18 protein-coding genes and 1 tRNA gene are annotated in these 16644 nt (G+C 59.0%); 10 read left to right on the forward strand and 9 right to left on the reverse strand.

Annotated elements, in window-relative coordinates; genetic code table 11:
• The first annotated feature begins 74 nt into the window (after positions 1-74).
• The 6 genes from ACM6JQ_RS18225 (at position 75) to ACM6JQ_RS18250 (ending at position 5843) form a co-directional block, all read left to right on the forward strand.
• On the forward strand, positions 75-530 hold the full coding sequence (locus ACM6JQ_RS18225; protein WP_116030274.1) for a (2Fe-2S)-binding protein: 456 nt from the start codon (positions 75-77) through the stop codon (positions 528-530).
• Entirely contained in the window at positions 530-2782 is a 2253-nt protein-coding gene (locus ACM6JQ_RS18230; RefSeq protein WP_414894426.1) for a molybdopterin cofactor-binding domain-containing protein, read from the forward strand. The genes ACM6JQ_RS18225 and ACM6JQ_RS18230 overlap by 1 nt, the downstream gene beginning before the upstream one ends.
• Before the next feature lie 17 nt (positions 2783-2799).
• Positions 2800-4152: a c-type cytochrome gene (locus ACM6JQ_RS18235; protein ID WP_414894427.1), complete on the forward strand. Its 1353-nt coding sequence runs from the start codon at positions 2800-2802 to the stop codon at positions 4150-4152.
• A 12-nt stretch (positions 4153-4164) separates the two neighbouring features.
• Complete coding sequence (locus ACM6JQ_RS18240; protein WP_414894429.1) at positions 4165-5214, forward strand: XdhC family protein; 1050 nt, start codon at positions 4165-4167, stop codon at positions 5212-5214.
• Positions 5215-5395: 181 nt separating this feature from the next.
• Positions 5396-5605: a hypothetical protein gene (locus ACM6JQ_RS18245; RefSeq protein WP_095112009.1), complete on the forward strand. Its 210-nt coding sequence runs from the start codon at positions 5396-5398 to the stop codon at positions 5603-5605.
• A gap of 67 nt (positions 5606-5672) precedes the next feature.
• Positions 5673-5843, forward strand: coding sequence for a hypothetical protein (locus tag ACM6JQ_RS18250; RefSeq protein WP_176472284.1), 171 nt, complete (start codon positions 5673-5675; stop codon positions 5841-5843).
• Here ACM6JQ_RS18250 and ACM6JQ_RS18255 read toward each other — a convergent pair.
• Together ACM6JQ_RS18255 and ACM6JQ_RS18260 are read right to left on the reverse strand one after the other, a co-directional pair.
• Complete coding sequence (locus ACM6JQ_RS18255; protein WP_414894430.1) at positions 5840-6259, reverse strand: cupin domain-containing protein; 420 nt, start codon at positions 6257-6259, stop codon at positions 5840-5842. The two genes, ACM6JQ_RS18250 and ACM6JQ_RS18255, sit on opposite strands and share 4 nt — an antisense overlap.
• Before the next feature lie 121 nt (positions 6260-6380).
• Positions 6381-7289 carry a transcriptional regulator GcvA gene (locus ACM6JQ_RS18260; protein WP_176472296.1) on the reverse strand — a complete coding sequence of 303 codons (909 nt, stop codon included), beginning with the start codon at positions 7287-7289 and terminating at the stop codon, positions 6381-6383.
• A 110-nt stretch (positions 7290-7399) separates the two neighbouring features.
• Here ACM6JQ_RS18260 and gstA point away from each other — a divergent pair, with 110 nt between their 5' ends.
• Together gstA and ACM6JQ_RS18270 are read left to right on the forward strand one after the other, a co-directional pair.
• On the forward strand, positions 7400-8011 hold the full coding sequence (gstA, locus tag ACM6JQ_RS18265) for a glutathione transferase GstA (RefSeq protein ID WP_414894431.1): 612 nt from the start codon (positions 7400-7402) through the stop codon (positions 8009-8011).
• Positions 8012-8110: 99 nt separating this feature from the next.
• On the forward strand, positions 8111-8491 hold the full coding sequence (locus tag ACM6JQ_RS18270; protein WP_007919637.1) for a RidA family protein: 381 nt from the start codon (positions 8111-8113) through the stop codon (positions 8489-8491).
• A gap of 76 nt (positions 8492-8567) precedes the next feature.
• Here ACM6JQ_RS18270 and ACM6JQ_RS18275 read toward each other — a convergent pair whose 3' ends face one another.
• Positions 8568-9077, reverse strand: coding sequence for a hypothetical protein (locus ACM6JQ_RS18275; protein WP_095112005.1), 510 nt, complete (start codon positions 9075-9077; stop codon positions 8568-8570).
• A 209-nt stretch (positions 9078-9286) separates the two neighbouring features.
• On the opposite strand from ACM6JQ_RS18275, the gene ACM6JQ_RS18280 reads away from it, so the two are divergent.
• Complete coding sequence (locus tag ACM6JQ_RS18280; RefSeq protein WP_414894432.1) at positions 9287-11275, forward strand: peptidase U32 family protein; 1989 nt, start codon at positions 9287-9289, stop codon at positions 11273-11275.
• A gap of 114 nt (positions 11276-11389) precedes the next feature.
• Here ACM6JQ_RS18280 and ACM6JQ_RS18285 read toward each other — a convergent pair.
• A tRNA-Gln gene (locus ACM6JQ_RS18285) sits at positions 11390-11464 on the reverse strand.
• A gap of 319 nt (positions 11465-11783) precedes the next feature.
• On the opposite strand from ACM6JQ_RS18285, the gene ACM6JQ_RS18290 reads away from it, so the two are divergent.
• Entirely contained in the window at positions 11784-12812 is a 1029-nt protein-coding gene (locus tag ACM6JQ_RS18290) for an alpha/beta fold hydrolase (protein ID WP_414894433.1), read from the forward strand.
• Positions 12813-13028: 216 nt separating this feature from the next.
• On the opposite strand, the gene ACM6JQ_RS18295 is transcribed toward ACM6JQ_RS18290, so the two are convergent.
• The 5 genes from ACM6JQ_RS18295 to ACM6JQ_RS18315 all read right to left on the reverse strand — a co-directional run bounded on the left by ACM6JQ_RS18295 (position 13029) and on the right by ACM6JQ_RS18315 (position 16487).
• A complete protein-coding gene (locus ACM6JQ_RS18295) occupies positions 13029-13385 on the reverse strand; it encodes a DUF6124 family protein (protein WP_007919067.1) in 357 nt (118 codons plus the stop codon).
• A 119-nt stretch (positions 13386-13504) separates the two neighbouring features.
• Positions 13505-13870, reverse strand: a complete 366-nt coding sequence (locus tag ACM6JQ_RS18300; protein ID WP_007919069.1) for a DUF6124 family protein — start codon at positions 13868-13870, stop codon at positions 13505-13507.
• A gap of 658 nt (positions 13871-14528) precedes the next feature.
• Positions 14529-14882 carry a DUF6572 domain-containing protein gene (locus tag ACM6JQ_RS18305; RefSeq protein ID WP_007919071.1) on the reverse strand — a complete coding sequence of 118 codons (354 nt, stop codon included), beginning with the start codon at positions 14880-14882 and terminating at the stop codon, positions 14529-14531.
• Positions 14883-14933: 51 nt separating this feature from the next.
• The gene (locus tag ACM6JQ_RS18310; RefSeq protein WP_007919073.1) at positions 14934-15272 is read right to left on the reverse strand and encodes a DUF6572 domain-containing protein; all 339 of its coding nucleotides are present in this window, start codon (positions 15270-15272) and stop codon (positions 14934-14936) included.
• A gap of 18 nt (positions 15273-15290) precedes the next feature.
• Positions 15291-16487, reverse strand: a complete 1197-nt coding sequence (locus ACM6JQ_RS18315; RefSeq protein ID WP_007919075.1) for an S-type pyocin domain-containing protein — start codon at positions 16485-16487, stop codon at positions 15291-15293.
• Between the last annotated feature and the right edge of the window lie 157 nt (positions 16488-16644).

Genomic DNA, 16644 nt, shown 5'->3' on the forward strand with positions numbered 1-16644 from the left:
AAAAACGCTGATACGCCTCGCCGCGTGTCACCGCTCATAACAATGCAAGTCAACCGATGATCAGCGGGTGAACCATGGAACTACGAATCAACCAGAAGACCTATCAGGTCGATGCCGACGCCGATACGCCCTTGCTGTGGGTGATCCGCGATGATTTGGGCATGACCGGCACCAAATACGGCTGCGGATTGGCGCAATGCGGCGCCTGTTCGGTGCTGGTGGACGGCAACGTCGTGCGCTCGTGCGTCACGCCGGTGGCGGGTGTGGTCGGCCGCGAGGTCACCACCATTGAGGCGATCGAAAGCGATGAGGTGGGCAAACGGGTGGTCGCGACCTGGGTCGATCTGCAGGTTGCTCAGTGTGGCTACTGCCAGTCCGGGCAGGTGATGGCCGCCACCGCGCTGCTCAAACAAAACCCCAAACCGAGTGATGCGCAAATCGAAGCGGCGATGGTCAATCTGTGCCGCTGCGGTACCTACAACGCCATTCATGCCGCCGTGCATGAGCTGGCCGGCAAGGGAGACGCGTGATGAAAGTTCGAATCGACCCTTCACTGCAAGCCTCAGCACTGGATCTGCACGAACCGATCAATGTATCGCGCAGGCGTTTTCTGACCGGAACTGCCGTCGGCGCACTGGTGCTCGGTTTCGGTCTGCCGCTCGGTACAACGCGCGTGCAAGCTGCCGTTGCAGCGGCAACGGCCGAGCGCGGCACGCAAGTGCCGGCGTTTCTCGAAATCCGTCCAGACAATCGCGTGCGTCTGCTCTGCCCGTTCATGGAGGGCGGACAAGGTACGTTCACGGCGATGGCGCAAATCGTCGGTGAAGAACTGGATGCCGACCCGGCAACCTTCCTCGTCGAAGCCGCGCCGCCCGGCGAAGCCTATGTGGTGTTGGAAAACGGCATGCGCATCACCGGCGGCAGCATGTCGGTGCGCATGAGCTACCCGGTCATGCGCCGCCTCGGCGCCCTCGCCCGTGCCATGCTGCTGCAAGCGGGCGCGCAACAGCTTGGCGTGCCAGTCGGCGAGTTGACCACCGAGCCTGGCAAAGTCGTGCATGCCAAGTCGGGCCGCTCGTTGGCCTACGGTGATCTGGCCGAGCGCGCAATGGATCTGCCGGTTCCCGATCCGGCCTCCGTGCAACTGCGTGATCCGAGCCAGTTCCGCTGGATCGGCAAACCGGTGAAGCGCCTCGATGCCTATGACAAATCCACGGGCAAGGCGCTGTACAGCATCGATCTGAAAGTCGACGACATGCTCCATGCCGCCGTGCAACACGCCCCGCGCCTGGGCATGACGGTGGGCAATCTGCGCAACGAAGAGCAGGTCAAGGCAATGAAAGGCGTGCATTCCGTGCATCGTCTGCCGGGCGCCGTGGCGGTGCTCGCCGAGCGCTGGTGGCACGCCAAACGTGCGGTCGAGGCGATTCAGGTTGATTGGCAAGAACCAACGGCCGAGAGCAAAGTACGGCCGATGCCCGCTGACTTTTCCAGCGATGCCTGGTTCAAGCGCCTTGCTGAAGATAAAGGCCCGGCCAAAGATGATGAAAACCAAGGCGACGTGGCGTCGATTCTCAAGGAGACCAAGACCCGGATCGACGCCACTTACCACAACCAATACCTGAACCACGGCCAGTTGGAGCCGCCTTCGGCACTGGCCCGATTCAATCCGGACGGTTCGCTGGAAGTCTGGTTGCCGAATCAGGCGCCGGACATGTTCCGCGCCGACATCGCCAAACGCACCGGGCTGGATCCGTCGCGCATTACGTTGCATTCGCCACTGCTGGGTGGCTTCTTCGGTCGGCATTTCCTCTACGATTCGGCCAGTCCCTATCCGCAGGCGATTGCGCTGTCCAAGGCCGTTGGCCGACCGGTCAAACTGATCTGGAGTCGCGAAGAAGAGTTCCTGCGTGACGTGCTGCGCCCGGTTGCCGCAGTGAATTTCCGTGCCGCGCTGGACAGCGACGGCTGGCCGCTGGCAATCGAAGCGATCAGTGCCACCGAAGGGCCGACCGAAGCCCTCGCCGGCAAGCAGGGTGAAAAACTCGACCCCACAGCGCTTGAAGGCTTGTCAGGCAAGTCCTACGCGATCCCCAACAAGCGCATCGCGCAGATCTACGTCAAAGGCCCGGCGATGCTCGGTTACTGGCGTTCGGTGGGCAATTCCCTCAATGACTTCTTCTATGAATCGTTCCTCGATGAACTGGCCGACAAGGGCGGCAAGGATCCGTTTGACCTGCGCCTGCATTTGCTGCGCGACAACAAACGACTGACCACCCTGCTGCAAGCGGTGGGTGAGCTATCCGGTGGCTGGAAGCGCGGGCCGTTTACCGCCGAAGACGGCAGCAAACGTGCACGCGGCGTGGCCATGGCTTCGCCGTTCGGTACGGAGACGGCGGTGATCGCCGAGGTGTCCATCGACAACGGCCAGGTCAAGGTGCACGACATCTGGCAGGCAATTGATCCGGGCAGCATCGTCAACCCGGCGATTGTCGAGGCTCAGGTCAATGGCGCCGTGGCGCTGGGGCTGTCGCAAACCCTGGTGGAAGAAGCCGTGTGGATTGATGGCAAACCCCGAGCGCGCAATTACGACTTGTATCCGATCCTGCCGCCTGCGCGGATGGCCCGGGTCCATGTACGCGTGGTCGAGAGCGGGGAAAAAATGGGCGGCATCGGTGAACCGCCGTTGCCTGCAGTCGCGCCCGCCGTCGCTAACGCGGTGGCAAGGCTAACCGGTCAGCGGGTGCGCAGCCTGCCCATGAGCCGACACACCTTCACTTGATCAGCGCCGGAGCGTCCATGAATAACAGCCGATTCGCAAGAACCGCTGGCTGGCTGGCGGTGCCGTGCCTGGTCGCGGCAGGCCTGCTGGCCTGGTATGTAACCCGCGAGCCTGTCTCGCGCCTGGAAAATCCTCAGATCGCCGTGGCCGACATCGACCCGGCACTGGTCGCCCGTGGCGAATACGTCGCCCGGCTCAGCGATTGCGTGGCCTGTCACAGCGTGCCGGGGGGCGCGCCATTCGCTGGTGGCCTGGAAATGGCCACACCGCTGGGCTCAATCCATGCGACCAATATCACCCCGGACACGGACACCGGCATCGGCCACTACAGCTTGGCGGACTTCGACCGAGCGGTGCGTCACGGCGTGGCCCCCGACAGTCGCCGGTTGTATCCGGCGATGCCCTACCCGTCCTACGCCAAGCTCAGTGACGATGATGTGCGTGCGTTGTATGCGTTCTTCATGAAAGGCGTGGCGCCGGTGAAACAGGCGAATATCCCCAGCGCGATTCCGTTTCCGCTGAACCTGCGCTGGCCGATTGCACTGTGGAACGGTGTGTTTGTCGATGCCGAACCGTACGTGGCCAAACCTTCGCAGGATCAACAGTGGAACCGTGGCGCTTACCTCGTTCAGGGCGCCGGGCACTGCGGCAGTTGCCACACGCCGCGCGGCCTGGCGTTCAACGAGAAGGCACTCGATGACACCGGTAAACCGTACCTCGCCGGCGCCTTGCTCGATGGCTGGTACGCGCCGAGCCTGCGCGATGATCACAACACCGGATTGGGCCGCTGGAGTGAGGCGGAAATCGTGCAGTTCCTCAAGACCGGTCGCAACCAACATGCGGTGGTCTACGGCTCGATGACCGAAGCGTTCAACAACTCCACGCAGTTCATGAGCGATGACGATCTGAGCGCGATTGCCCACTACCTGAAGTCACTTCCCGGGGATCGCGAACGGGACGGCGCGCCGTGGCAGTATCAAGCGGTTTCGGCAGCGCAACGCCTGGACTCGCCCGGTGCGCATACCTACGTGGCGCGCTGTGCTTCCTGCCATGGCCTCGACGGCAAGGGGCAACCTGAATGGATGCCGCCGCTGGCCGGCGCCACCTCGGCACTGGCCAAGGAGAGCGCTTCGGCGATCAACATCACCCTGAATGGTTCGCAGCGTGTGGTCGCGGCTGGCGTGCCGGACGCTTATCGCATGCCGGCCTTCCGTGAACAGCTGTCGGATCAGCAGATCGCCGAAGTGCTGACATTCATGCGCAGCACCTGGGGCAATCAGGCCAGCGCTGTCGATGCGCAGAGCGTGGGCAAACTGCGTGAGCACACCGATCCGGCCAGCAGCAGCCCGATCATCCTGCAGATGCGCTAAGAGGAGACACTGATGGAAAGCATCGACTTGCTGGTCCTGCGCACGGCGCGGGACTGGCTTGCCGCTGGCGAGCGTGTATTGCTCGCCACGGTGGCGCGCACTTGGGGTTCTTCACCGCGTCCGACGGGGTCGATGATGGCGTTGCGTGACGATGGTCGCGTGGTGGGCAGCGTGTCCGGCGGCTGCATCGAAGACGATCTGATCCATCGCTACACCACGGCCCATGGCGGCAGCGCTTTTAGCGACAGCGCACCGCAAGGGGTGCGCTATGGCGTCAGTGCCGATGAGGCGCATCGCTTCGGCTTGCCCTGTGGCGGCACGCTGGAACTGATCCTTGAGTTCAATCCGTCGTGGCAGTCACTCGACGCGTTGCTGGTGCAACTGGACGCCGGGCAACTGGTTCGCCGTCGCCTGGCGTTGGAGTCCGGTCAGGTCATGCTCGAACCGACTGCGACGCCGGAACAGTTCAGCTTCGATGGCGTGCAGATGCTCAACACCTTGGGACCCGGCTATCGGATGCTGATGATCGGGGCCGGCGCACTGGCCGAGTATCTGGCGACCATGGCGTTGTTCAACGGTTTCAAAGTGGCGGTGTGCGATCCGCGTCCCGAGTACATCGAAACCTGGGCGGTCGATGGCGTGGAGCGCATCATTGGCATGCCGGATGATGTGGTGCGCGACTTCGCGGTCGATCTGCGCACCTGCATCGTTGCCTTGAGCCATGACCCCAAACTCGACGATCTGGCCCTGCTCGAAGCCCTCCACAGCCCGGCGTTCTATATCGGCGCCATCGGCTCGCGGCGCAATAGCCAACTGCGCCGCGAACGCCTGATCGAGCATTTTGGTGAAACCGAAGCGTCACTTGAGCGTCTGCACGGACCGATCGGCGTATACATCGGCAGCAAGACGCCTGCGGAGATCGCCGTCAGCGTGATGGCCGAGATTCTTGCAGCCAAGAACGGTGCAAACTTGCCGAGTGAACTCAGCATCGCCCAGGCCAAACACTCCATCGAATCTGTGGCGACTGCTTCTGCTCGGGATACTTGCCAAACATCGTCCTGATCTCGTCAGTCGTTGTATCGATCCACTCTAGACCAGACGCGAACAGCCACTGATCATTCGTGCGACACATGGACGGCGGACGTCGCAGCAAAACGCTTGCAGATGTGCTGCAATAGCCGTCGAAAAACCGCATCAAGCGTTTACCGGCCTGATTCGTCATACGTCACCAGAGGAGGCCTGAATGCCGAAAAAACTGTCAGTCCATAAAGAGGCCACCACCGCCGCAGACATCGAGCGTTCCATTCAGGCCATGAACAAAATGGCCGAACGTCTCTGGGGCGAAGGCCGAGAAGCCGAGGCCAAAGCCCTGCTCGATGCCCTCGATGCGTTGAACCGGGCGCTGGACAGAATCAGGATTGGCGAGAGTCGCAGAGTTGTGACACTGCACTGAATAGTGGCATCTGGAACTGACTGATGAATCAGCCGTGCGAACGTGGCATGGCCAAGGATGAACGCTGATGCGCGCGATAAAAACCTTCTTCGGCATTCTGTTGTTACTGTGCGGTTTCGACTTCAACTACGAAAAACCCCGCAGGGTCTTTACTGCGGGGTTCGTCAGGTTTTGCGTGGTCGTCGCTTTCGTAGAGTTGCTGATACTGCACACGATTTATTACGGCCCGACGCGTTAGCTCTGCGGTTTGAGAATCAGCACCGGCTCACCTTTCTTGACGATGTAAGTCGCCAGTTCGGAACCTTTGTCCTGACCGACATTGCGCGCGATATGCGCCACGCCTTCCGGAATGAACAGCGAATCACCGGCCTTCAACGTGACCGGCGCCCGGCCTTCCAGTTGATACTCGAATGTGCCGCTGATCACATAAGCGACTTCCACGCCCGGATGGGCATGTCGGGGCGAGGTCACGCCCGGTTCGAAATCAACCCGTGCCTGAATCACTTCGCGGTCGGCCGCGCCGAGATCCTGCTTTACCAGATCGGTGCGGCTCAGCCCTTGCTGCCAGCTCTTGGGTTGCGCGTCGGCCGCGTGTGCGAAGCCGATCATCGAAGCGAAAATTACTGCGGTGGTCAGAAACAGTGGACGGTGCATGGCGTGCCTCTCAAAGGTCGTGTTGGGGTGACCTCTACTGTGGGCGCGGCATGTAGAAAGGATGTGTCGCAAATCCTCGGTTTGTTGTTTACGTGTGTCCTTGCACGGGATTGATACACGCTTATACAAAGGCCTCGTCGCCGGGGCGTTGCGCCAACAGCCAAGTCCTGAACGCCGCGATCTTGCGGGTATCGGCGGTTTCATGGGGCGTCACCAAATAGAAACCCAAGTCATCCTTCAACCGTAGATTAAACGGGGCGACCAGCCGGCCCGCGCGCAGGTCGTCGTCGACATACGTCGAACGCCCGATGCACACACCCTGCCCGTCCACCGCCGCTTGCACGGCCATCATTGCCAGATCGAAGGTCAGGCGCGGGCGCTCGGCGAGTTGCGCACACTCACCGGCGGCGCTGAGCCAGTTGTTCCAGTCGCCGGCGGTCATGCCACTGACTTGCAACAACGTGTGCTCGAGCAAATCGGCCGGTGCGCTCAGGCTTTTCGACGCGTCGAGCAACGCCGGACTGCACACCGGAAAAATCTCATCGGACATCAGGAAATCGGCGCGCAAGCCTTTCCAGTCGCCACGCCCGTAACGAATCGCGGCATCGATGCCGCCCCGACGAAAATCGACCAGCTCGGTGGATGCGCTGATGCGCACATCGATGGCGGGAAACGCCTGCTGAAATGACGGCAATCGCGGCAACAACCATTTGGAAGCGACCGACACCAAGGTATTGATGGTCAACACGCTGTTGTGGCGCGACTCCAATAACGTCTGCGTCGAATAGCGCAACTCTTGGAAGGCTGTACGAATGCCAGGCAAGTACGCCTGGCCGTCTTCAGTCAGGGCCAGCCCATCCTTGAGCCGCAGAAACAGATTCACGCCCAACTCCTCTTCGAGACGGCGGATCTGATGGCTGATGGCGGTTTGCGTGACGTTCAGTTCTTCGGCAGCCTTGGTGAAACTCATATGCCGAGCGGCACACTCAAACGCTTTCAAGCCGTTGAGCGAGGGGAGTCTGGCGACCATGGCGAGTTCGGTACTCATGAGATTTTGTCATACGCTAACACCGCAAATGACCTTTGCGAAGACCTGTCCCTGCAAGGGATGCTGACACTTTCCCACCCACTGGAAGTGCCATGAAACTGTATTTCGCCCCGATGACCTGCTCGCTGGCGCCGCACATTGTCTTGCGCGAATCGGGCCTGCCCTTCGAGCTGATTCGCGTCAACAATCAGAGCAAGCGCACGGCCGACGGACAAGACTTTCGCGACATCAACCCCAAGGGCTACGTCGCTGCGTTGCTCCTGGATAACGGCGAAGTGCTGACAGAAGGCCCGGCGATCCTGCAGTTCCTCGCCGATCAGGTCGCCGAAAGCGCACTGGCGCCGACACTCGGCAGTTGGCAGCGGACGCGCTTGCAAGAGGACCTGAACTTCATCAGCACGGAAATTCACGGTGGCTGTGCACCGCTGTTCGATGCGCAAATGCCACAAGCGACCAAAACGATTTTTACGCAAAAACTGTTCAAACGCCTCGACTACCTGAACCGCAGGCTGGTGGATCAGGACTATTTGCTGGGCACATTCGGAGTCGCCGATGCCTACCTGTTTAGCGTGTTGACATGGTTGCCAAGCTTCAATATCGACCTGCAGCACTGGCCGGCGCTGGCCGCCCACTCCCGTCGCATCGCCGCCCGCCCCAGCGTCGCTGCAGCCCTAGCGGCAGAAGCGGCGACGCAGCCGGTTTGATCGCCCTCAACGCTTTCACTGCGGTGGCGGCTGATCATTTGTCCGTTAGCCCTGAATCTGTAAACTGGCGCGATTTACTCGCTCAAACAAGGGATCCGCATGGCTAACCAAGACATCACCTTTACCCCCGATCCGGACGCAGACTCGATTTCGTCGGACGTCACCACGTTCAACGGGATCATGATGTCCACGCAGATCCCGACCCGTGCCGACGGCAGTCTGGAACTGGGCGACATCACCCTGCAAAGTGAATGCACCCTGCAAGCGCTGAAAGTTGCGCTGGAACGCGCCGGCAGCTCGATGGACCGGGTGATGCACCTGACCATCTACCTGACCGACATGGCCGATCGCGCGGCATTCAACGAGGTTTACAAGCGCTACTTCGCCAAGCCATGGCCAGTGCGCGCGGCGGTGGGTGTGGCGTCGCTGGCGGTTGAAGGCATGCGTGTGGAAGTGACTGCGATGGCGGCCAAGGCCTGAGTTCCACGCCTTTCAAGTCATCAGCCGCCGATTCATAGACCCGAGCCAAGCCTCTAAAGGCTGGCTCGGGTCTTTTTCAGGATTGCTTCCGGGCTTCAAGTGGCCCTGTTGCGACAAGCGATAACTTTCCTTCCTTCACGCTGTATTTTTTTATTTGGCCGTCATCCTCAAGCTCAAAGTCGAAGTGGAAACTGGCGGTTATCGAACTGTTCGCGTCATTTCTCTGAAACTTAATTTTCCCCGCCTTGGCATAGATGATATGCGGGGTCATTGTGATGAGCCCTTGAACACTACTACCCTGCCCCCCTATGTCGTGTTCCCCATCGGGTAGCTCGTTATTGATAACGAATGACATTATTTCGAAAATGTCGTTTGCATGCTCTCTATGGTGCGCGATCAGGCTAAAGGTCTCGGCGGAACCGAAGTAGAAAGCTCTGCCTTCTTTGGTTGCCTGAAATACCGGCCCGTCAAGGTGCGGATGGACGGGGTCAATCACTGCTTTGTAGTAAATTTCCGGCGCGCGGGTCCTTCTGTTCAAATTATTTTTGTTGATGCCTAAATAACCAAAATAGTCTTTATCGTTCATAGCAACATGTCCTTTTCGTAATGAATGTTCGGCGAATGATTTCATTACTATTTCGAACTTCCTTCTGCACAACAACTGACAGGTCTGACAGTTGCGCGAACCCGCGAAACGTGCAGAGCGCGATTTACAGACCATCGGTACAGAGGTGCCGACATGTCGTTTCACGGGTAGAATGCGCGCCTAACCGTGACAGCCTGACTAAAAAAACTATGTCCTTGCCCAAGCATCACCTGGAATTGCTCAGCCCTGCCCGCGATGTGGCCATCGCCCGTGAGGCGATCCTGCACGGCGCTGACGCCGTGTACATCGGCGGCCCGAGCTTCGGCGCGCGCCATAACGCCTGCAACGAAGTCGGCGAAATCGCCGAACTGGTGGAGTTCGCCCGCAAGTATCACGCGCGCATCTTCACCACTATCAACACCATCCTCCACGACAACGAACTGGAGCCGGCGCGCAAGCTGATCCATCAGTTGTACGACGCCGGTGTCGACGCGCTGATCGTTCAGGATCTGGGCGTGATGGAGCTGGACATTCCACCGATCGAACTGCACGCCTCGACCCAGACCGACATCCGCACCCTTGAGCGGGCGAAGTTCCTCGATCAGGCCGGTTTCTCGCAACTGGTCTTGGCCCGCGAGCTGAACCTGCAAGAAATCCGCGCAATCGCCGACGAAACCGACGCCGCCATCGAATTCTTCATCCATGGCGCGTTGTGCGTGGCCTTCTCCGGCCAGTGCAACATCTCCCACGCGCAGACCGGGCGCAGTGCCAACCGTGGCGACTGCTCGCAGGCGTGCCGCTTGCCGTACACCCTCAAAGATGAAAAGGGTGGCGTGATCGCCTACGAAAAACACCTGCTGTCGATGAAAGACAACAACCAGAGCGCCAACATCCGCGCCCTGGTTGAAGCCGGTGTGCGTTCGTTCAAGATCGAAGGTCGCTACAAAGACATGGGCTATGTGAAGAACATCACCGCCTATTACCGTCAGCGCCTCGACGACGTGCTCGAAGATCGCCCGGACCTGGCCCGCGCCTCCAGCGGCCGCACCGCGCACTTCTTCCTGCCCGATCCGGAAAAGACTTTCCACCGTGGCAGCACCGATTACTTCGTCACCGATCGCAAGATCGACATCGGCGCCTTCGACTCGCCAACCTTCACCGGTTTGCCTGTCGGTATCGTCGAGAAAGTCGCCAAGCGTGACATGCAGGTCGTCACCCACGAACCGCTGTCCAACGGTGACGGCTTGAACGTGCTGGTCAAACGCGAAGTGGTCGGTTTCCGCGCCAACATCGCAGAAGCCAAAGGCGAGTTCGAAGAAGACGGCGAGAAGCGCTACCGCTACCGCGTCGAGCCGAACGAGATGCCGGAAGGCCTGTACAAGCTGCGCCCGAACCACCCGCTCAATCGCAACCTCGATCACAATTGGCAACAGGCGCTGCAAAAAACTTCGTCCGAGCGTCGCGTGGCTTTGAGTTGGGTCGCGCGTTTGCGTGAAGAACAGCTGGAAGTGACCGCCACCAGTGAAGAAGGCATCAGCGCCAGTGTCACCCTCGCCGGCCCGTTCGGCGTGGCCAACAAGCCTGAGCAAGCTCTGGAGCAATTGCGAGATCTGCTCGGCCAGCTCGGCACCACGCAGTACCACGCGACCGACATCAAACTGGATGCGCCACAGGCGTTCTTCATCCCGAACTCGCAGCTCAAGTCGCTGCGCCGTGAAGTGATCGAAGCCCTGACCGCCGCCCGTGTCGCCGCTCACCCGCGTGGCGGCCGTAAAGCCGAAACCAACCCGCCGCCGGTGTACCCGGATTCGCACCTGACCTTCCTCGCCAACGTCTACAACCAGAAGGCGCGCGACTTCTACCACCGTCACGGCGTCAAGTTGATCGACGCGGCGTACGAAGCGCATGAAGAGCCAGGCGAAGTGCCGGTGATGATCACCAAGCACTGCCTGCGTTTCTCCTTCAACCTGTGCCCGAAACAGGCGAAAGGCGTGACCGGCGTGCGCACCAAAGTCGCGCCGATGCAGTTGATCCATGGCGATGAAGTGCTGACGCTGAAGTTCGATTGCAAGCCTTGCGAGATGCACATCATCGGCAAGATGAAAGGCCACATCCTCAACCTGCCGCAACCGGGCAGTGTGGTCGGCCACATCAGCCCCGAAGACCTGATGAAAACCATCCCGCGCGCACCGCACTGAGTGGACGGCGTGCGCGGTGCTTCGGCGCCGCGCACGCCTGCCCTGCTCCGCCTGGCCAAATCGCAGGCATAAAAAAACGCCAACTTCTTGCGAAGTTGGCGTTTTTTTCGAATATGGCAGGGGCGGCTGGATTCGAACCAACGCATGGCAGGATCAAAACCTGCTGCCTTACCGCTTGGCGACGCCCCTACTGCTCTTTCCAGCTACTTCGTTAGGTTCGCTGTGAGAACGGGGCGCAATTTACCAAGGTTTTTTTGCTTTGGGAAGCGCGAAGTGAAATTTTTTTTGTTTTAAAACAGCGACTTATTATTTTGACCTGAATCAGGCCCATGCTGAGTCGGTTTAGGCGCCGTGTATCACACTGTGTACGAACCCCGCCGCGACACATCGACTTGCAACAAAGCCGTTCTTCGACACAGGCCAGATACGTCTCCGCGCTCAAATGCACTCAAGGTTTCAGGTGTTCATTCAGAACCCTTGGCCAAAGGCTCGCAAAGGAGACGTCACCATGAAGATGGCACTGCACACCCGCAAAACCGCGTTCGGCTTGTCGATTCTGGCTTTGTCGTTGTTCGGCGCTTTTGGCAGCGCTCAGGCGCAAACCGCAGAACCTTCCGCCGTCAGCTATTCCGCGCCCTCGCCTTTCGGCCCGCTCAAACATGTGAAGGCCGGCGTGCTCGACGTCGCCTACGCCGAAACCGGCCCTGCCGATGGCCCGGTGGTGATCCTGCTGCACGGCTGGCCCTACGACATTCACAGCTACGACGAAGTCGCGCCGTTGCTCGCGGCCAAGGGTTATCGGGTGTTGATGCCGTATGCGCGCGGTTATGGCGATACGCAGTTCCTCTCCAAAGACACCCTGCGCAACGGTCAACCGGCAGCGTTGGCCAGTGATGTCATCGACTTCATGGATGCGCTGAAGATCAAGCAAGCGGTGCTTGGCGGTTATGACTGGGGCGCGCGTTCGGCGGACATCGTTTCGGCGCTGTGGCCGGAACGGGTGAAAGCGTTGGTCTCGGTCAGCGGTTACCTGATCGGCAATCAGGCCGCCGGGCAAAACCCGCTGCCGCCCAAAGCTGAGTTGCAGTGGTGGTATCAGTTCTACTTTGCGACTGACCGTGGTCGCGCCGGGTATGAGAAGAACACTCATGATTTCGCCAAACTGATCTGGCAAACCGCTTCGCCGCAATGGAAATTCGACGACGCCACGTTCGATCGCAGCGCCAAGGCACTGGAGAACCCCGATCACGTCGACATCACCGTGTTCAACTACCGCTGGCGTCTGGGCCTGGTACAGGGCGAAGCGAAGTACGCCGCGCTGGAGCAGAAACTCGCCACCGCGCCGTCGATCAGCGTGCCGACCATCACCCTTGAAGGCGATGCCAACGGTGCGCCGCACCCGGCGCCGGAGGATTATGCCAAGCGCTTTACCGGCAAGTATCAGTTCCGTTTGATCAATGGCGGGATTGGCCACAATTTGCCGCAGGAAGATCCGCAGGCGTTTGCCAAGGCTGTGATTGATGCGGATCACCTGTAGAAACTAAAAAGCAGTCAGCCGCGAAGGCTGACTGCTTGATTATTTGAGGGTGGGATTGAGGCTTGAGGGATGCTCACGTTTTGCAGATTCCTTGCCTGAACGGGCGTCATCGCGAGCAGGCTCACTCCTACAAGGGGAACGCATTTCAAATGTAGGAGTGAGCCTGCTCGCGATCATGCCCGACCAAACACCCTCAATCCCGACTAACGTGCGCGATCACTCAGTTGGCACAACAAGATCCAGCGCCTTGTTCACCGCCAACTCCCCCAACATGACCACTTGCGCAATGCCCAGCAGCGTATGACGGTTCGATCCCTCCAGCACCCCGGCAAAATTACCGAGCATCACCGTGGCGGACGCCAGGGAACCGCTGGCATTGCTCAGCAAGGACTCGGCGTCGGATTGCGGGTTAACCATGAACATCGTGCTGGGCGTATAGGGTGTGGCCATGATCGCGGCAGGCAACAGGTAATGGTCAAGCGCCCGTTCTGCCGCTTCGTGCAGCTTTCTTGAATTGGGCGATGCGTACGGGGACACCAGGTCTGTGACCGGTGGTTCAGGTGGCTGAGACATCAGCTGAAACTCCAGACAAGAACCGCTTCAGGTTCTTTGATAGAAGGCGTGAAGCGCCGCGATCGCGGACGCTTCCGTGCAAATGAGGGGGCACGCCCCCTCACCCATCTGCATCGCGACTAGTGCGGCAAGCGCTGGTTATCCAGAACTCGACCGACCACCAGCTCACTGAGCATGATCACCTGTTGCAGGATCAGCATCTTTTTGCGCTGTGAAGGATCAATCGAATCGGCGAGTTCACGGGCCATGTCAGTGGCGGAGGACAAGGTTTCAGTGGCTTCGACGAGCAGGGTTTCGTTATCCACTGTGGGGTCGATGAGGTAGATCTTGCCGGTTTTGCGGGTGGGGATTGAAGTCTTCAGCGCGGAAGGATTGAGGTAGAAGTTGATCGCGCGGTCGGTGGCCTCTTTGATGTTTTGAGGTTCGAGCGCGGCGTCGTAGGGGATTGGATCGGTTTCTGGCGGGTTTGGCGTAATTTTGAACATGAAGGACTCTTTGTCTTGAAAGAATTGAAGAGCCGTCACTTTCGCTACCAAACGAAGGGTGGCGGCCACACGTGGGTTGGTAGACCGGTCAAGACAGAGTAAACCCCGGCGCCCCCGAAAGGGCCCCACGCATGACCACCATATCAAACCGAGTCCCGAAAAAGAGACCGCAATAAGGTGATGCAATACGGGCTGTCAAGAAACGGGCTACCAAACCCGATCACTGTTTTGCAGTGACTGGGAAACGATACAGCCCGCCTCAAGGCGCGTAAGCCGGCGGATTCTGGCGTACGCGTAGGCAACGGCGCAAGGTGTTGTAGCCGTTATGGCGTAACAGTGCGTGTAAGTTAAACGTGTGTGCGCGGCGGTGTTTAAAAGCCCCTCGCCCTAGCCCTCTCCCAGAGGGAGAGGGGACTGACCGGGGTGTTTGGTAGAGGTACGCCGACGTGGGATACCGTGGTGAACTCAGATGAGAAACGGCTTGGGTTATTTGACCAGCCGCTCTGCTTTGGAGGGTCTGTAGCCGAAATACGAGCTGTAACACTTGCTGAAATGGCTTGGCTGGCTCGATTTCCAGTCGCGCAGGAGTATTCAGTGCGCGCGATCTTTCAGAGAGGACTGTCAGCGTTCAGAGGACAAGCCGGCGTCTGGGCAACCGCTAGTGGCGAACTGCAAAGTCATCCTTGAGTACAAACTCCATTCCAATGCCCACGCCTTTGAGTACCTCGGTCACGCGGTCGATAAAGGTTTCACCTTGCTCGGGCAGCTCATAGAGACCATTGATGCGAATCTTCGGTTTTTTACCTTTCGCTGGCGGATAGCTTTCCAGCAGTTCGCCGCTCTCGATGAAGGCGATGTAGGTATTGATTTTCTCTTGAAGCAACAACAGGTGTTCACCCTGTTGCGCTTTGTCGCCCCATTCCAGGTGATCGGTGATGACGAGCACGACGTTATCTGGTTCCCACTCGGGTACTGCGATGATGTCGACGACTTTGGTTTCGGTGATGGACATGCCCGATCTCTCAGTGGAGATTGTCAGCTCCGTTTTCCCTAGATGTGTTTATTAGTCCGCTTTGAGCACGAATTCGAATCCTATGCCCACCTCCTTCAATGCCTCAGCAACGCGATCGATGAACAACTCGCCTTGCTCGGGTAACTCGTACTTGCCTTGGACACGAATGACAGGTGATTTTCCGAGTGCACCGGGTATCTCAATGTAGATTTCACCGCTTTCGATGAAAGCGATGTAGTTGTTGATTTTCTCTTGAAGCACCAACAGGTGCTCGCCTTGTTCAGCCTTATCGCCCCATTCCAAATGGTCAGCAATACCGAGGATGATCTTGTTGCTGTCCCATTTTGGGATACCCCACATGTCGATGGTTTTTGCGTCTGTTACTGACATTTCAGTTCCTTGATTCCGTTATTTTTGCGGCGGGCGCAGAATTTCTACTCGGGTTGGCGGGATTTGGGTGCCGCCGGGGAAGCCGGGTTTGCCCTTACCCATGATGCGTCCACCGCTCTGTTCGATTTCCGGGAATGCTCGCTTTTGATTGCGGGTCAGTGGTGCCGTTTCCGAGGCTTTGCATTCGACGCACGCGATATCGCCGTTTGCATCTCTGCCTATCATATCGAGGCGGGTCCGGGTGCCGCTCTCTGTTTTTATCGTTACTTGTTGGCCGGACTCTTCCATTTCTTCCGAAAAACCGCTGTACGACTCTTCTTCGAAGGCCGCCCCTGCTACCTTGTTCTTCTCTAGTTGCGTGCTGAGCACGATGTAGATGGGCTCAAGGCCTGCATCGTCGGGGAACCAGATGATCGCATCCTGAAACTCGGGAGGATGTGCTGGATTAGCCAAAAGCGTGTCCGACTTTTCTGTCGGCGGATATATCCATACGGGAGGTAATTGCGGCACGCCTTCAAGTGCTGGAATACCCAGCACACCATCTGGGTTTGCTGCTGGCGTCCAGGTAAGGCCAATGCCGTTACCTACGTCGGCTACGTATTTCTCGCCGTCCTTTTCCGCTTTGATGACAGGAACATTTTCCCAGTCCTTTTTGCCGCCCGTGTAGAAACCGTAAGCGCTGACGGAACCGTCCGGCAAGGTCTTCACGTTGACGCGGACGCGAGTGCGGCCCGTTTCGAGCGTGGCGTACTGGTCGGTTTTGTAGAAGGCACTGTCGGGTGCAAGGTTGGTATTAGGCATTAATAGCGCAACGGTGCCGACGGCGGCACCTGCTGCCAACGCACCTGCACTTTCGAGCAAGCCTAGCGCGAGGGAGCCACCCACTCGCTGAGCAATGGCGCTGCCGGTTGTGGAACCGCCGACCAGTTGAAGAGTTGTGCCTTCGGCGGTGATTGCCGCTCCTGTGGCCAGGACAGCCCACAAACCGTAGTCCGCCAGTTTCTCTACCGGGACGAATCCAGCTTGGTTTGTGTGGTTGATTTCGCCGTCGGGCAAGTTGCAGCTTTTGGCGAAGACGCATCCCAACGGTTCTGGTTTTACGTCTGGTGTCGCTGGAAGGTCTTTGTATTGCGCCCAGTGTTGGGCGTTGACGTCGACGGGTTCGACGCCGGTGTTGCGATAACCCTTTGGAGGGTTGGGGACGTAGCCACTCAATCCTTGATTCCTTGTCCTGATCCTTTGAACGAGGCGCAGGGTGACAGGTGGTGTTTGGGGTGGCAATCAGTGGCACTTTGACGCCATTTTCAATGGCTCGGCATGGCCCATCTGCAAACCGGCAGGACTCCCGCTTGCAACGACTGGGGCATATGGC

The organism is Pseudomonas sp. IT-232MI5 (assembly GCF_949767845.1).
GTDB lineage: Bacteria > Pseudomonadota > Gammaproteobacteria > Pseudomonadales > Pseudomonadaceae > Aquipseudomonas.

What these genes read in the sequence shown, in the direction of transcription:
- ACM6JQ_RS18225 (WP_116030274.1), top strand. Translation starts at nt 75, where the DNA reads ATGGAACTACGAATCAACCAGAAGACCTATCAGGTCGATGCCGACGCC.
- ACM6JQ_RS18230 (WP_414894426.1), top strand. Translation starts at nt 530, where the DNA reads ATGAAAGTTCGAATCGACCCTTCACTGCAAGCCTCAGCACTGGATCTG.
- ACM6JQ_RS18235 (WP_414894427.1), top strand. Translation starts at nt 2,800, where the DNA reads ATGAATAACAGCCGATTCGCAAGAACCGCTGGCTGGCTGGCGGTGCCG.
- ACM6JQ_RS18240 (WP_414894429.1), top strand. Translation starts at nt 4,165, where the DNA reads ATGGAAAGCATCGACTTGCTGGTCCTGCGCACGGCGCGGGACTGGCTT.
- ACM6JQ_RS18245 (WP_095112009.1), top strand. Translation starts at nt 5,396, where the DNA reads ATGCCGAAAAAACTGTCAGTCCATAAAGAGGCCACCACCGCCGCAGAC.
- ACM6JQ_RS18250 (WP_176472284.1), top strand. Translation starts at nt 5,673, where the DNA reads ATGCGCGCGATAAAAACCTTCTTCGGCATTCTGTTGTTACTGTGCGGT.
- ACM6JQ_RS18255 (WP_414894430.1), bottom strand. Translation starts at nt 6,259, where the DNA reads ATGCACCGTCCACTGTTTCTGACCACCGCAGTAATTTTCGCTTCGATG.
- ACM6JQ_RS18260 (WP_176472296.1), bottom strand. Translation starts at nt 7,289, where the DNA reads ATGGTCGCCAGACTCCCCTCGCTCAACGGCTTGAAAGCGTTTGAGTGT.
- gstA (WP_414894431.1), top strand. Translation starts at nt 7,400, where the DNA reads ATGAAACTGTATTTCGCCCCGATGACCTGCTCGCTGGCGCCGCACATT.
- ACM6JQ_RS18270 (WP_007919637.1), top strand. Translation starts at nt 8,111, where the DNA reads ATGGCTAACCAAGACATCACCTTTACCCCCGATCCGGACGCAGACTCG.
- ACM6JQ_RS18275 (WP_095112005.1), bottom strand. Translation starts at nt 9,077, where the DNA reads ATGAACGATAAAGACTATTTTGGTTATTTAGGCATCAACAAAAATAAT.
- ACM6JQ_RS18280 (WP_414894432.1), top strand. Translation starts at nt 9,287, where the DNA reads ATGTCCTTGCCCAAGCATCACCTGGAATTGCTCAGCCCTGCCCGCGAT.
- ACM6JQ_RS18290 (WP_414894433.1), top strand. Translation starts at nt 11,784, where the DNA reads ATGAAGATGGCACTGCACACCCGCAAAACCGCGTTCGGCTTGTCGATT.
- ACM6JQ_RS18295 (WP_007919067.1), bottom strand. Translation starts at nt 13,385, where the DNA reads ATGTCTCAGCCACCTGAACCACCGGTCACAGACCTGGTGTCCCCGTAC.
- ACM6JQ_RS18300 (WP_007919069.1), bottom strand. Translation starts at nt 13,870, where the DNA reads ATGTTCAAAATTACGCCAAACCCGCCAGAAACCGATCCAATCCCCTAC.
- ACM6JQ_RS18305 (WP_007919071.1), bottom strand. Translation starts at nt 14,882, where the DNA reads ATGTCCATCACCGAAACCAAAGTCGTCGACATCATCGCAGTACCCGAG.
- ACM6JQ_RS18310 (WP_007919073.1), bottom strand. Translation starts at nt 15,272, where the DNA reads ATGTCAGTAACAGACGCAAAAACCATCGACATGTGGGGTATCCCAAAA.